Origin of the sequence: Nonomuraea aurantiaca, assembly GCF_020215705.1 — a bacterium.
GTDB lineage: Bacteria > Actinomycetota > Actinomycetes > Streptosporangiales > Streptosporangiaceae > Nonomuraea > Nonomuraea aurantiaca.
The window spans coordinates 231743-245867 of the sequence record NZ_JAIWNB010000015.1; the positions used below are offsets into that span (position 1 = coordinate 231743).

Annotated in this window: 13 protein-coding genes and 1 pseudogene; 8 read left to right on the plus strand and 6 right to left on the minus strand. The window is 70.0% G+C overall.

All coding sequences use genetic code 11. The features are described from left to right. Positions 1-321: 321 nt before the first annotated feature. From tnpA to LDL49_RS31970, 3 genes and pseudogenes are all read left to right on the plus strand, one after another. Positions 322-752: pseudogene (gene tnpA, locus LDL49_RS31960) on the plus strand (IS200/IS605 family transposase). Next, the gene (locus tag LDL49_RS31965) at positions 745-1965 is read left to right on the plus strand and encodes an RNA-guided endonuclease InsQ/TnpB family protein (RefSeq protein WP_225296467.1); all 1221 of its coding nucleotides are present in this window, start codon (positions 745-747) and stop codon (positions 1963-1965) included. Before tnpA ends, LDL49_RS31965 begins: the two are co-directional and overlap by 8 nt. Positions 1966-2632: 667 nt before the next feature. Then, positions 2633-2821: a DUF5999 family protein gene (locus tag LDL49_RS31970; protein WP_214639679.1), complete on the plus strand. Its 189-nt coding sequence runs from the start codon at positions 2633-2635 to the stop codon at positions 2819-2821. Positions 2822-2962: 141 nt separating this feature from the next. Here LDL49_RS31970 and LDL49_RS31975 read toward each other — a convergent pair whose 3' ends face one another. Next, positions 2963-4615: a fumarate hydratase gene (locus LDL49_RS31975; RefSeq protein ID WP_225296469.1), complete on the minus strand. Its 1653-nt coding sequence runs from the start codon at positions 4613-4615 to the stop codon at positions 2963-2965. Positions 4616-4785: 170 nt separating this feature from the next. Continuing rightward, complete coding sequence (locus LDL49_RS31980) at positions 4786-5649, minus strand: DMT family transporter (protein ID WP_225296472.1); 864 nt, start codon at positions 5647-5649, stop codon at positions 4786-4788. Positions 5650-5717: 68 nt separating this feature from the next. On the opposite strand from LDL49_RS31980, the gene pdxR reads away from it, so the two are divergent. From pdxR to LDL49_RS31995, 3 genes are read left to right on the plus strand one after another with little or no spacing between them, the layout of a single operon-like run. Continuing rightward, a complete protein-coding gene (gene pdxR / locus LDL49_RS31985) occupies positions 5718-7103 on the plus strand; it encodes a MocR-like pyridoxine biosynthesis transcription factor PdxR (protein ID WP_225296474.1) in 1386 nt (461 codons plus the stop codon). 48 nt (positions 7104-7151) lie between these two features. Next, the gene (locus tag LDL49_RS31990) at positions 7152-8099 is read left to right on the plus strand and encodes a Gfo/Idh/MocA family protein (protein ID WP_225296476.1); all 948 of its coding nucleotides are present in this window, start codon (positions 7152-7154) and stop codon (positions 8097-8099) included. Continuing rightward, positions 8096-8896, plus strand: coding sequence for a TIM barrel protein (locus tag LDL49_RS31995; RefSeq protein WP_225296477.1), 801 nt, complete (start codon positions 8096-8098; stop codon positions 8894-8896). The genes LDL49_RS31990 and LDL49_RS31995 overlap by 4 nt, the downstream gene beginning before the upstream one ends. Before the next feature lie 3 nt (positions 8897-8899). Here LDL49_RS31995 and LDL49_RS32000 read toward each other — a convergent pair whose 3' ends face one another. The 3 genes from LDL49_RS32000 to LDL49_RS32010 all read right to left on the minus strand — a co-directional run bounded on the left by LDL49_RS32000 (position 8900) and on the right by LDL49_RS32010 (position 11660). Then, positions 8900-10060 (minus strand): MFS transporter, encoded by a 1161-nt coding sequence (locus LDL49_RS32000; RefSeq protein ID WP_225296480.1) that lies wholly within the window; start codon positions 10058-10060, stop codon positions 8900-8902. Positions 10061-10161: 101 nt separating this feature from the next. Further along, positions 10162-10956, minus strand: a complete 795-nt coding sequence (locus tag LDL49_RS32005) for an SDR family NAD(P)-dependent oxidoreductase (protein ID WP_225296482.1) — start codon at positions 10954-10956, stop codon at positions 10162-10164. Next, on the minus strand, positions 10953-11660 hold the full coding sequence (locus LDL49_RS32010) for an SDR family oxidoreductase (protein ID WP_225296484.1): 708 nt from the start codon (positions 11658-11660) through the stop codon (positions 10953-10955). The genes LDL49_RS32005 and LDL49_RS32010 overlap by 4 nt, the downstream gene beginning before the upstream one ends. Positions 11661-11733: 73 nt before the next feature. Between LDL49_RS32010 and LDL49_RS32015 the strand changes: the two genes are divergently transcribed. Then, positions 11734-12285, plus strand: coding sequence for a TetR/AcrR family transcriptional regulator (locus LDL49_RS32015; RefSeq protein ID WP_225296485.1), 552 nt, complete (start codon positions 11734-11736; stop codon positions 12283-12285). Positions 12286-12371: 86 nt separating this feature from the next. Next, positions 12372-13022 carry a DUF1707 SHOCT-like domain-containing protein gene (locus tag LDL49_RS32020; protein ID WP_225296487.1) on the plus strand — a complete coding sequence of 217 codons (651 nt, stop codon included), beginning with the start codon at positions 12372-12374 and terminating at the stop codon, positions 13020-13022. 20 nt (positions 13023-13042) lie between these two features. Here LDL49_RS32020 and glpX read toward each other — a convergent pair whose 3' ends face one another. Beyond that, positions 13043-14077 carry a class II fructose-bisphosphatase gene (glpX, locus tag LDL49_RS32025; protein WP_225296489.1) on the minus strand — a complete coding sequence of 345 codons (1035 nt, stop codon included), beginning with the start codon at positions 14075-14077 and terminating at the stop codon, positions 13043-13045. Positions 14078-14125 lie beyond the last annotated feature (48 nt).

Here is a 14125-nt window from a genome sequence, read left to right on the forward strand (position 1 = left end):
CAGGCAGCTTACCTATTTGTCTAAACCGACCAGTAGAGGCGGGGCCGATAAATTGTTGCGAAGTTAAGTCAACTGGTCTGACTCGTGACGTCAGCAAACCTGCCGTCCACATCGGTCCGGTTGATAAGGGAGTAGGTGGGCTCCCAGGCGTCGAACACCAGCGGTGTTCCCATCAAGTCGAAGGCGGGGGCCGCTCTCTTCGGGGGCGGGGGAATGCCGAGTGGGAAGGCGCTCTGGCGCCTGAACGTGCCTTGTGTCGCAGGCCGGTGCGGCTTCTGGTGAACACTGATGTTATAAGAGCGCGTTGGTCATACTGATCGTGTGTCTCGTCAGGTGCGTACTTCCCCCGGTGCGGCCTACGACTTGGGCTACCAGGTGGTGTGGTGCCCCAAGTATCGGCGGCCTGTCCTGGGCGGTCGGGTCAAGGCCCGGCTGGAGGAACTGCTGCGCGCCAAGGCCGCTGAGCACGACTGGGAGATCATCGCCTTGGAGGTGATGCCCGACCACGTGCATCTGTTCGTCAAGCCGCATCCGAAGAACTCCCCGTCGTACGTGGCCAACCAGTTCAAGGGCTACACCTCCCACCACCTGCGGGCCGAGTTCCCGCATCTGCGCTCCCAGCTGCCGACCTTGTGGTCGCGTTCATACTTTTGGCGAGTGTGGGCGCGGTCAGCGCGGCCGCGGTCCAGCGGTACATCGAGACCCAGTACGAGCGCGTCCCCAAGGCCAAGAGCGGGGGCGAGGGTGCGTAGGTCGTTCAAGTTCCTGCTGCGGCCGACCCGGCACCAGGAGATCGCTCTGACGGCGATGCTGGACGATCACCGGGCGTTGTACAACGCCGCGCTGGAGGAACGCCGGCAAGCGTGGCGGCGGGCAAGAGTCTCAATCCGGTACGGCGATCAGTCCGCCCAGTTGAAGGAGATCCGTGATGCTGACCCCGAGGGTCAGGGCCGTTGGTCGTTCACTAGCCAGCAACAGACCCTGCGGCGGCTGAACAAGGCGTTCGAGGCGTTCTTCCGCCGGGTCAAGAATGGCCGGACACCTGGCTATCCCCGGTTCAAGGGCAGGGGCTGGTTCGACACCGTCACCCTGGTCGAGGGCGACGGCGCGAGATGGGACTCCCAGCCTCACCACCCGGCCGCGACCTACCTCCGCGTGCAGGGCGTCGGGCACCTGCGGGTACACCAGCACCGGCCGATCGCCGGGCGGGTCAAGCAGATCGAGATCAACCGGGAAGGCTCCCGCTGGTATGTGATCTGCTCCTGCGACAGCGTGCCTGCCGTGCCGTTGTCTGCGACCGGCCGTGAGGTTGGGGTGGACATGGGCGTCGCGCACTTCGCGACCGTGAGCGAGCCGCTCGACGGCGTTACCGACGAGTGCGGGCATATCGCCAACCCCCGCTACCTCAAGACCGTGGAGGAGGAGTTGGTCGCCGCGCAACGGGCCTACGCCGGCACCAGACGCGGCAGCACCCGCAGGAAGAGGGCTGCCAAGAAGATCGGGCAGATCCACCGCAAGGTGGCTCGCAGGCGCACCGACCATGCGCACAAGACCGCGCTTGGCCTGGTCCGCGCAGCCGACGTGATCGCGGTCGAGGACTTGCGCATCGCGAACATGACCAAGAGCCCCGCTGTGAAGCCTGACCTGGAGCAGGCGCGCGGATTCCTGCCCAATGGGTCAGCGGCGAAGGCTGGGCTGAACAAGAGCATCCTGGACGCGGGTTGGGGGGTGTTCCTCGCGATCTTGACCAACAAGGCTGAAAGCGCCGGTCGGGACGTGATCGCGGTGGATCCCCGCAACACCTCCCGCACCTGCCCCGAATGCGGGCACGTGTCAAGGGAGAATCGCACCACCCAGGCGGACTTCGTCTGCGTCACGTGCGGGCACGCCGCCAACGCGGACGTGGTCGGGGCGAGCAACATCAAGAGGGCCGGGCTGGTCCTCCGCGACGCCCGCGCGGCGTAGTGAGAAGCCACCCCGTTCACGGGGTGGAGGAGTCACGATGGTGGTAAACGCGCTCGGTGGCCAGCCGTTCACCCAGAGGTTCCCGGCCCCCCGCACCCCCAGCTCTGAACTCCGGCTCCGCGCCCCGTCTGCGCGCCCTGACGGCGCCGCGCACCGCCGCCCGCTTCGGGACGCGCCAAGATCCACGGACGAACTTGCCCTTGTCGTGCCCTAGGGCCTTGGCAGGGTGTCCGCCGAATCTGTCTATAGCCGCTGACCTGCGAATATGGCGCCCGGCTCAAGTTGGTCACCAGGATTGTGCGCGATGCCCCGCAAGAAGTTCGCAGGTGTCCGGCAGGGTTACTCATAGGGGCCTGACGCAGCCGTCAGCAGTTTGTAAGGGTGTCGTAAGGGCCCAGGGGCAGACTGAAGTTAAGGGGAACGGATGAACCCGGAGGCGGCCGAAACTGTCAGTGGCGGCGGTCACACTGGGGACAAACGCCCTGGTGCTTACCGGACCGATAACCGAGACGAGTTCGTTGAGGGACGTGATGAGGATGCGCCAGAGTCAGGTTCGTCGCCGACCGGCAAAGAGGCCGATCGCACCCGCACTGGATCTTCGCACGCCGTCGGGGCGACAGCTGCCCTTTTGAAACCCACAACAGGAGCGCCACCTGAGAGGTGCACGATGTGCAGTCACTACCCGCTTTGTCCCACCGCCGACTCACCCGACCGTGAGGCTTCCCACGTGATCTCGGCCCACCCTGATCAGGGCTGGAGCCTGCTGTGCAATGGCGTGGTGCTGTTCGAGGACACCGGGTTGCTCCTTCCCGACGGCTCCGTCGTCGCGCCCCACCGCGGTCTCGTGGCCGCTTGAGCGTCACCTGACCAGTGCCGCCCGAGCGCCACCTGACCGTGGCCGCCCGAGCAGTGCCATTTGAGCGTCACCTGACCGCCGGTGCCGAGCGGCCGGGGACGGCCCACCCGGCACCCTTTCGGCGACCGGTTCGCGAGAGCGTCAGCGGCGGCCTATCGACAGGACCGGCCCGGTGCGATCGGTGAAGAAGTCGTCGCCCTTGTCGTCGACGACGATGAACGCGGGGAAGTCGACCACCTCGATCTTCCACACCGCCTCCATCCCCAGCTCCGGATATTCCAGGACCTCCACCTTCTTGATGCAGTCCTGGGCCAGCCTGGCCGCGGGCCCGCCGATGGACCCCAGGTAGAAGCCTCCGTGCTCCCTGCAGGCGTCGGTCACCTGCTTCGACCGGTTGCCCTTGGCCAGCATCACCATCGAGCCACCGGCGGCCTGGAAGCGCTCCACGTAGGAGTCCATCCGCCCCGCAGTCGTGGGGCCGAAGGAACCCGACGCGTAGCCCTCCGGCGTCTTGGCCGGGCCCGCGTAGTAGACGGCGTGATCCTTCAGGTACTGCGGCATCTCGCCGCCCGCGTCGAGCAGCTCGGCGATCTTCGCGTGCGCGATGTCGCGGGCGACCACGAGCGGGCCGGTCAGCGAGAGCCGCGTCTTCACCGGATATTTCGACAGCTCGGCCAAGACCTCCGGCATGGGCCGGTTGAGGTTGATGGTGACGACGTCGTCCGAGAGGTGCTCGTCGGTGGTCTCCGGCAGGAAACGGGCCGGGTCGGTCTCCAGCTGCTCCAGGAAGACGCCCTCCGGCGTGATCTTGGCCAGGGCCTGCCGGTCGGCCGAGCAGGACACCGCAATGGCCACCGGGCAGGACGCGCCGTGGCGGGGCAGCCGGATCACGCGTACGTCGTGGCAGAAGTACTTGCCGCCGAACTGGGCGCCGATGCCGAGCTTCTGCGTCAGCTCGAAGACCTTGGCCTCCAGCTCCAGGTCGCGGAAGCCGTGCGCGGAGGGGGAGCCCGAGGTGGGGATCGAGTCGAGGTAGCGGGCGCTGGCGTACTTGGCCGTCTTCAGCGCGTACTCGGCTGACGTCCCGCCGACCACGATCGCCAGATGGTACGGCGGGCAGGCGGCGGTGCCGAGCGAGCGGATCTTCTCCTCCAGGAAGGCCAGCATCCGCTTCTCGTTGAGCACGGCCTTGGTCTCCTGGTACAGGAACGACTTGTTGGCCGATCCGCCGCCCTTGGCCATGAACAGCAGCTTGTACTCGTCCGCGTGGCCGTAGGGGTCCTCGGCGTAGAGCTCGATCTGGGCGGGCAGGTTGCTGCCGGTGTTCTTCTCCTCCCACATGCTCAGCGGCGCCATCTGCGAGTAGCGCAGGTTGAGGCGCGTGTAGGCGTCGTAGACGCCGCGCGAGATGTGCTCGGCGTCGCGCCCGTCGGTGAGGACGTGGCGGCCGCGCTTGCCCATGACGATGGCGGTGCCGGTGTCCTGGCACATGGGCAGCACGCCGCCGGCCGAGATGGAGGCGTTCTTCAGCAGGTCGAGCGCGACGAACCGGTCGTTGCCGCTGGACTCGGGGTCGTCGACGATCTTCCGCAGCTGGGCGAGGTGCGAAGGGCGGAGGAAGTGGGAGATGTCGTGGATCGCGGTCTCGGTGAGCAGCCGCAGCGCCTCGGGCTCCACTTCGAGGAAGCTGCGCCCGGCCGCCTCGACGCGCCGCACGCCGTCCGGCGTGATGAGCCGGTATTGCGTCTCGTCGGCCCCCAGCGGCAGCAACTCGCTGTAATCGAACTCGCCCATGATCCTCCCCATTCGCCGCACAGAGCCTATCTTTTCTACCAGTCTTCTTTACGGCCGGCCCGGTGAGCCCCACCCGCCGACCGGGGCCGGGCCCTGTCCAGGGACACGCTCCTCCGGTGGAGGTGGCCGGCCGCCGTGACGTGCGCGACGTCGGCCATCTGGGTGGTCTGTCAGACGACGGGGACCGGTTCCCGCTTCCGCGTGGTGGTCAGGCCGACGAGGATGCCCGCGATCACCAGTGCCGCGCCGAGCAGATCGAAGAGCGACGGGGTGGCGACGCCCAGCGCGAGCCCGGTGGTGATCGCGCCCACCGGGATGAGACCGGCGAACAGCCCGGCGTGACCGGGGCCGAGCTTGGGCAGCGCGGTGTACCAGAGGAAGAAGGCCAGCACGGTCACCACGGTCGCCAGGTAGGCCAGCCCGAGTGCCTGCGCCGGGGTCGGCGTCTGGAGCATGCCGGTGCCCTCCTTGACCAGGCCGATCGTGGCCAGCATCGGAACGGCCAGCACCGTCGAGTACGCCGACAGCCGGATCGCCCCCAGCTTCGGCAGCAGCGGGATGGCCAGCATCGAGAAGCTGACCTCGCCCACCAGAGCGCCCAGCGCCCACAGCAGGCCGGGCAGATCGCCGCTGCCGAGCCCGGTGGCCAGCGTCGCGCCGGCCACCACGACCACCGCGCCGGTCAGCAGCCGGGGCGCGGGGCGGCCGCCGAGCAGCGCCAGGGCGAGCGGCACGGTGCCCAGTACGGTCCCGACCAGCGCGGGGCCGGAGGTGCGGGTCGACTCGATCACGCACATGTTGAAGAGCACCAGCCCGAGCAGTGTCAGGCCGACGAGCAGCAGCGTCTCGCGCCACGTCAGCCGGACGAACCGCAGGCCGAGCATCCGGATCACGACGAGCCAGATCACCGCCGCGACCAGGTAGCGCACCGACTGCCCGCCGTACACGGGGTAGTCCTGGATCAGGCCGGACACGCCCGCCAGCGTCCCCACGAGGAACATGGCGGTGGCGGCCCCGGCGACTCCGCTTCTCATGAAAAGGAGACTAGGGACACAATGGCTCATAGCAGCAGTCCAATGTCCCGCTAAAAGGATGGACCAATGTGGCCGACCTACATGTCCCGATAAATCGTGATCAAGGGGGCATCGCCGGGCAGATCGCGGCGGAGATTCGCGCGTCCATCCGGCACGGCCGCCTCATCCCGGGCACCCGGCTGCCCGCCAGCCGCGACCTGGCCGCCGACCTCCAGGTCTCGCGGGGCGTCGTGGTCGAAGCGTACGAGCAGCTGGTGGCCGAGGGCTTCCTGATCTCCCGCGTCGGCGCGGGCACCCAGGTGGCCCCCACCTCGGCCCGCTCGGCAATGGACGTGGTCCCCGCGAGTGGCCCGGTCTACAGCCCCCACTACGGCCACCGTCCCACCTCTCCCGACCTCGGCTGCTTTCCCCGGGAGCGCTGGCTGGCCTCCGTACGCCATGTGCTCACCACGATGCCCTCGGACGTGTTCGACTACGGCGACCCCGGTGGCGTCCCTGAGCTGCGCGACGAGCTGGCCGGCTACCTGCGGCGGGTCCGGGCGGCGGACGTACGCGCCGACAACCTGGTGATCGTCGGCGGGGTGGCCCAGGGGATCAGCCTGGCGCTCCACGTGCTCACCCAGGGGACCCGCGGCCTGCGGCTGGCCGTGGAGGACCCGAACAGCCACCGCCAGGTCCCCCTCCTCCTGCGGGCGGGCGCCGAACTCGTCCCCGTCCCGGTGGACGACCAGGGCCTCGTCGTGACGGAGCTGCGGGCGCGCGGAGCGGACGCGGCCCTGATCACCCCCGCCCACCAGTACCCCACCGGCGTCGTGCTCTCCCCGGCCCGGCGGGCCGCCCTCATGGAGTGGGCCGCCGAGAGCGGCGGGGTCGTGCTGGAGGACGACTACGACGCCGAGTTCCGCTTCGACCGTGACCCCGTCGGCTGCCTGCAAGGCCTCGCCCCCGGCCGGGTGATCCTCTCCGGCAGCGTCAGCAAGGCGCTGGCCCCAGGGCTGCGGCTCGGCTGGGTGGCGGCCCCCGCCGAGCTGGCCGAGTCCATGCGGCAGGCCAGAGGCGAGCTGGACCTGGGCTCCCCGGTCATCGACCAGTACGCCCTGGCCCACTTCCTGCGTACCGGCGGCTACGACAAGCACCTGCGCCGGATGCGCCGGGAGTACCGGCGCCGCAGGGACGCCCTGGTCAAGGCCGTGGCCGAGCACCTGCCCGAGATACGCGTCCGGGGCATCGCGGCGGGCCTGCACGCCTACCTGGACCTGCCACCGGGCTCCGACGAGGACGCCTTCGTCCGGCCGGCGCGGGAGCTGGGCCTGGCCGCCGACCCGGTCGGCCCGACGCGTCTCACGCCCGGACCGCCCGCGATCGTGGTCGGCTTCGCCCGCCTCCCCGCCCACCGTGCCGCGGAGGTCATCCGAGGCTTAAAGGTCAGAATGTCAGGACAAGATATTGACTGATGGAGAAAGTCGCGCTTAGAAAGAAATCCCCACCTCATTGGAGGCGCCATGCGCGTGGGACTGCTGGGCTTGGGCAGGATCGGCGCGTTTCACGCGGCCACCCTGGCCGCACATCCGCTGGTGGACGAGCTGATCGTCTCGGATCCCGTACGTGAGTCGCCGTACGGCAGGCCGGGAGACCCTTTCGAGGCCGACGCGGTGGTCATCGCCACCCCGACCGGCACGCACGCCGAGCTCCTGCTGAAGGCGTGCGGGCTGGGCATCCCGGTGTTCTGCGAGAAACCGGTTGCGGGGAGCGTCAAGGAGACCGTGGAGGTGCTCGCGGCCCGCAGGGGCAACCGGGTGCAGATCGGCTTCCAGCGCAGGTTCGACCCCGGTTACATCGACGCGGCGATGGCGCTGCGCGGCGGCGAATTGGGGGAGTTGCACCGGGTTCACCTCATCACCGCTGATCCGGCGCCGCCGCCCGCCGAGTACATTCCGCTGTCCGGCGGCATCTACCGCGACTGCCACATCCACGACTTCGACATCCTGCGCTGGGTGACGGGGCGCGAGGTGGTGTCCGTGTACGCGACCGGCGCCAACCGGGGCGCCGCCTTCTTCGGCGAGGCGGGCGACGTCGACACCAGCGCCGCGCTGCTCACGCTCGACGACGGCACGCTGGCCACGCTGCAGGGCTCCCGCTACAACGGCGCCGGCTACGACGTGCGCATGGAGCTGGCCGGCACCAAGGGCACCCGAGCCGTCGGCCTCGGCCCGCGCGCGCCTCTGAGCAGCTCAGAGGGCCTGCAGCCGCCCGGGGAGCCGTGGCCCGACTTCGTCACCCGCTTCGCCGACGCGTACGCCGCTGAGATCGACTGCTTCCTGCGCAGCGACGTGAGCCTGTGCTCGATCGAAGACGCCCTGGCGGCCCTGTACGTCGCCGAGGCCACCGAGCTCTCCCGCCGCGAAGGCCGCCCGGTCGAGGTCGCCGAGGTCACCGAGGGGACGCGATGAACCTGGCCGGAGCGCCCATCTCGTGGGGCGTGTGCGAGGTGCCCGGCTGGGGCTTCCAGCTGCCGCCCGAGCGGGTGCTCGCCGAGATGCGCGACCTCGGTCTCACCGCGACCGAGCTGGGCCCCGACGGCTTCCTGACACCCGCCCTCATCGAGGAGTACGGCCTGAGCGTCGCGGGCGGGTTCGTGCCCGTGGTGCTGCACGATCCGGGCCACGACCCGCTTTCCGGGCTGCCCTCCGACCCGCCGGGCATGCTCGTGCTGGCGGCGGCCACCGGCGCCGACGGCTACGACACCCGGCCGGTCCTCGACGAGAAGGGCTGGGCGACGCTGCTGGCCAACCTCGACCGGATCGCCGCGGCGTACGGCCGTGGCGCCTGCCTGCACCCGCACGTCGGCACCATGATCGAAACTCGCGAGGAGGTCGACCGGGTGCTCGGCGGCAGCTCGATCCCGCTCTGCCTCGACACCGGGCACCTGCTGATCGGCGGCACCGACCCAGCCGCCCTGGCCGCGGCCGACCCCGGCCGGGTCGCGCACGTCCACCTCAAGGACGTCGACGCCTCGCTCGCCCGGCGGGTCGCCTGCGGCGAGCTCACATACACGCAGGCCGTGCGCGCGGGCGTCTACCGGCCGCTCGGGCAGGGCGACGTGGACATCGCGGGCATCGTCACCGGCCTTGAAAGCAGCGGCTACCAGGGCTGGTACGTCATGGAGCAGGACGTGGTCCTGGCCGGTCCGGGGGACGAACCGGTCCACGACGTACGGCGGAGCCTCGCCTACTTAGGGGTTGGCTGACTGTCATGCGGCCTCTTTGACCCGTCGCGGCTCGAAGCCCCTGGCCAGGACGATGATCACGGCGGACAGCACCAGGGGCGCGGCGAACGCCACCTGCATGTCGCTGGCGCTGGCGATGCCGCCGACCAGCGCCGCGCCCACGATGAAGCCGACGTAGTTGAACATGTTGACCCGCGCGATGGCGACCCCCGTCCCCGCCGGGTCGAGCCGTCCCGCCGCCGAGAACGACTGCGGCGCGATCACCGACAGCCCCACCCCGGTCAGGCCGAACGCCAGGATGGCCAGCGGCTGGCTGGGCGCCAGGACGATGCCCAGGAAGCCGAGGGTGGCGATCGCGCCGCCGATCCTGACGATCGCGGCCGGTCCGTACTTCCTGACGGCGACGTCGCCGCCGAGCCTGATCAGCAGCGTGGTCGCCTGGTAGGCGGCGTAGGCCAGCGGGACGACCGCGGGGGTCGCGGCCAGCACCTGCTGCATGTAGACGGTGCTGAAGTTGGAGACCGAGGCGTCCCCGACGTACAGGAAGGCCATCGCCAGGCAGAGCGGGATGATCGGCTTCCACGGGAACCCGCCGGCGGCCGTCGCGGCGCTCTCCTCGACCTTCTCCTCCTCGACGGTGCACAGCAGCGGCCCGGCGTAGAGGGAGCCCGCCACCGCCACGACCATCGGCACCGTCATCGTGACCAGCAAGGGCAGCTCGGCCGCGGCCGACGCCCAGAGCGCGCCGGCCGTGCTGAACACGCTCCACATGCAGTGGAAGCCGTTCAGCACGGCCCGCCCGTAACGACGTTCGACCGCCACGCCCTGCATGTTGATGCCCGCGTCGACCGCGCCGAGCCCGAGGCCGAACAGCAGCAACGCGAGCACCAGCAGCGGCACGGTCGGCGCGAGAGCGATGAGCACCACGGCGACGGCCACGACCGGCTGCGCGAGGCGGAGCAGCGGCTTGCTGCCCCGGCGCGAGGCGAACCAGCCGGCGCCCACGCTGCCCAGCCCGGCGAAGACCGGCACGATGAGCAGCAGGATCGTCAGGGCGCCCTCGTCGAGCCGGTGTTTGGTCTGCAGGTTCGCGACCTGGGCGAGCAGCGTGATGAACGAGAGGCCCTGCACCGCGTACACGACGAACGTGGCTGTACGGGCCTGGCGATCACGAGGAGTCGGCACGGGGGCCTCCTGATGGGGGGAACGTGAGGCGGGGTCAGGTTAGCCGCTTGGCCAGCCCTTTCGCCACCATGCCGGAGCCCAGTCTCGCAGTGGCTCGCGGATCAGCCCAGCGCTCGCCGTACGAGATCGTCGCTGAGCTCGCGCAACCGCTTCCGCGCCGCGCGGTCGTACGCCTGGGCGTCGGCCCGGCTCTCCCGCTGCCCGTCGAAGTAGCGCCCGCTCACACCGTCGAGCCCGTCGATCAGCCGCCGCGTCGCCGCCACGCCCTCGTCGACCGTGCTCATCACCGGCGCTCCCGCCTCGCGGACCATCGTGGTGTCCATGTACGTGGCCGGGTGCAGGGCGTTGACCGTCACGCCCTGCCCGGCCAGCTCCTCGGCCAGGTCGAAGGTGAACATGATCTGCGCGAGCTTGCTCTGGCTGTAGGCGCGCTGGCGCCCGTAGCCGCGGGTCAGCATCGGGTCGGCGAAGTCGATCGCCTGCTGCCCGGCCGAGGCGACGTTCACCACCTTCGACGGCGCCGACTTGACGAGCAGCGGGAGCAGCCGCCGGGTCAGGTGGTATCCGGCCAGGTAGTTGACCGCGAAGCGGACCTCGATGCCGTCCTGGCTCTCCGCGCGACCGGAATCGGGCGGACCACCGCCCATCCCGGCGTTGTTGACCAGCACGTCGAGCCGGTCGAACCGGTCGAGCACCTCGTCGGCCAGCTGGTCCACCTGGCTCAGATCGGCCAGATCGGCCACAACGCCCTCGGTCGTGCCGCCCGCGTCGGCCCGCGCTTGCCGTATCCGCTCCGGGTCGCGTCCGTGCACGATGACGCGGTCGCCGGCGGCGAGCCGTCGCGCCAGCTCCCGCCCGAGCCCGTCCGTCGCGCCGGTGATCAGGATCGTCCTCATGCCTTCAGCCTGCCCCCTCCGTCGACGGTCAGCACGCTTCCGGTGACGAAGGAGTTGCCCACCACGTAGGCGATCGTCGCCGCCACGTCCTCCGGCCGGCCCACCCGGCCGACCGGCGAGCTGCCCGCCGCGTGGGCGAACAGGGCCTCCCGCGCATCGGCGTCGAGCCCGGACCACCACTCGGTGTCGATCACGCCGGGGGAGACGGCGTTCACCCGGATCGGGCCGAGCTCGACCGCCAGGCCGGGCACCGCGGCCTCGATCGCGCCGTTCACCGCCGCCAGAGCGGAGACCCCGGGGAAGGACGAGCCCGCCGACGCCGCGGTCACGAACGTGATCGAACCTTCGGGATCGAGTACGTCCAAGGCGGCCTGCGCGGCCAGCAGGTGCGGGATCAGCTTGTTCTGTACGGCCTCGACCAGCGCCTCCCGCGTCAGTGAGCGCAGCGGCCCGGCGGGGCCGCGGCCGGTCACGGTGATGACCAGATGGTCGATGGCGCCGGTCCTGGCGAAGAGATCGCGCATCGCCTCGGTGTCTCGGGCGTCCACGGCCTCGCCCGAGGCCCGGTCGCCGAGCAGCTTCACCGCGGCCGCCACCCGCTCGGCGGACCGGCCGGTGATGACCACCTCGGCGCCGTCGGCCGCCAGTCGGGCCGCTGTCGCCAGCCCGATGCCCGTGGTGCCACCAATGATCACGACTCGCATCGCGTTTCCTCCTAATTCAAGACAGCTTGCCTCGAAACTATATCGAGGCACCGTGTCTTGTAAAGTGGCGGGCATGGTAGGCAGACCGCGTAGCGAGGTGGCCAGGCAGGCGATCCTCAAGGCCGCGCTCGACCTGTGCGAGCGCGACGGATACCCGAACGTCACCCTGAAGGGCATCGCCGCCGCGGCGGGCGTCGGCAGGCAGACCCTCTACCGCTGGTGGCAGACCAAGCGCGAGGTGCTGCTGGAGGCGATGACCGACCTGGTGGGCACCGAGATGCGGCCCCCACCCGTCAGCGGCGACGCGGGCGCGGACCTGGCCGCGTTCCTGCGCGAGACGTTCGGGGTGGCTCATGGCGTGGCCGGGCAGGTGGTCGTGGGTCTCATGGCCGAGGCCCAGTCCGATCCCGGGTTCGGCGCGGAGCTGCGGGCCAAGCTCATCGGCCCGCGCAGGCAGGCATTGAGGTCGGTGCTCGAACGCGGCGCGCTCCCCGCCGACGTGGACGTGGAGCTCGCGGTCGATCTGATCTTCGGCGCCATGTGGTACCGCCTGCTCAACCGCCACGCCGAAGTCGACGAGGCGCTCGCGGAGGAGATCGCGGCCCTGGTCGCCCGGCTCGGCTGAGTCTCGGCTGACTTTCGGGGCACTTTCGGCCGGCGCGGCGCCCGAGGGGCGAGCGAACCGGCCGGCTGCCGGATATCGTCAGAAGTGTGAATGAACGCCCGAGATCCTGGTTGCCACGCCTGCAAGAAGTCGGAGAACGGCTGGCCGAGGAATGGGTCTCGGCACGCCGCCCCAAAGAGGGCGACAGCGGCCCGCGCCCGCACGAACTACGCGCCTCCGACGACGATCGTGAGCGGTTCGTCCAGGTGCTCCAGGACGCCCACGCCGACGGCCGCCTCATGCTCGACGAGCTGGAGGAACGGCTCGGCGTCGTCTACTCGGCGCGGACGCTGGGCGAGCTCGCCGCGGTGACGGCCGACCTGCTGCCGGCGGAACAGCAACCGCTGAACCTCGACGGCAGGCCGGTGTCGGCGTTCTTCAAGCAGGAGCAGCGCGGCGGACGCTGGGTGGTGCCCGCCGAGCTGAGCGTCACCACCATGTTCGGCACCACCAAGCTGGACTTCCGCGAGGCCATCCTGCAGAACCGGCGCGTCGTGATCAACGCCACGCTGGTCTTCGGCGGTCTGGAGATCCACGTGCCCGAGGGCCTTGAGGTGATCCGCGTCGCGAAGGGCAGCACGGTCCGGCTGACCAAGCAGCCGACCGAGCCCGGAGCGCCGGTGGTCGAGGTGCGCACCACGAACTTCGCGGGCGACGTCAAGGTCAAAGAGCCGCCCCGTCGCAAGCGCCGCCGCTGATCCCTATCCCTAACCGGCCCCTATCCGGCCGTGTCGAAGTTGATCGCGCTGTAGGCGCGCAGCTTCGTGAGCTGGTGCTCGCTGTCCACCTTGCGGATGGTGCCGGAACGCCCGCGCATCACCAGCGAGTGCGTCAGCGCCACCCCGCCCCTGAACCGTACGCCCTGCATGAGCTCGCCCTGCGTGATGCCCGTCGCCGCGAAGAACACATCCTCCGAACGCACCAGGTCGTTCGTGGTCAGCACCTGGCCGAGGTCGTGCCCGGCGTCGAGCGCCTTCTGCCGCTCGGCGTCGTCGCGCGGCCACAGCTTGCCCTGGATCACACCGCCCAGGCACTTGAGCGCGCACGCGGCCACGATGCCCTCGGGCGTGCCGCCGATGCCCAGCATCAGGTCGATGCCGGTGTCGGCGCGGGCCGCCATGATCGCGCCCGCCACGTCGCCGTCGACGATGAACTTGATCCGCGCCCCGGTCTCCCTGATCTCCTTGACCATCTGCTCGTGCCGCGGGCGGTCGAGTACGACCACCGTCACATCGGAGGACGAACAGCCCTTGGCCCTGGCGACCGCCTGGATGTTCGTGGCCACCGGAGCCTCGATGTCGACCACGTCCGCGGCGTCGGGGCCGGTGACCAGCTTCTCCATGTAGAACACGGCCGACGGGTCGTACATCGAGCCGCGCTCGCTCACCGCGATCACCGACACCGCGTCCGGCATGCCGAGCGCCGTCAGCCGGGTGCCGTCGATCGGGTCCACGGCCACGTCGCAGTCGGCGCCGCTGCCGTCGCCGACGCGCTCGCCGTTGAACAGCATCGGGGCATGATCCTTCTCGCCCTCCCCGATGACCACCACCCCGTTCATCGACACGGTGTTGATCAGCTGGCGCATCGCGTTGACCGCGGCGCCGTCCGCGCCGTTCTTGTCGCCCCTGCCCACCCAGCGGGCCGCCGCCATCGCGGCCGCTTCGGTGACACGTACGAGTTCCAGGGCCAGGTTGCGATCAGGGGCGCGCTCTCCCGTGGCCAGCGCTGGGGGTACGGACGTCTGATCGGACATGATGAAGGGCCTCCTCGTGGACAAACTGACTCGATCGTAGTTGTCCCT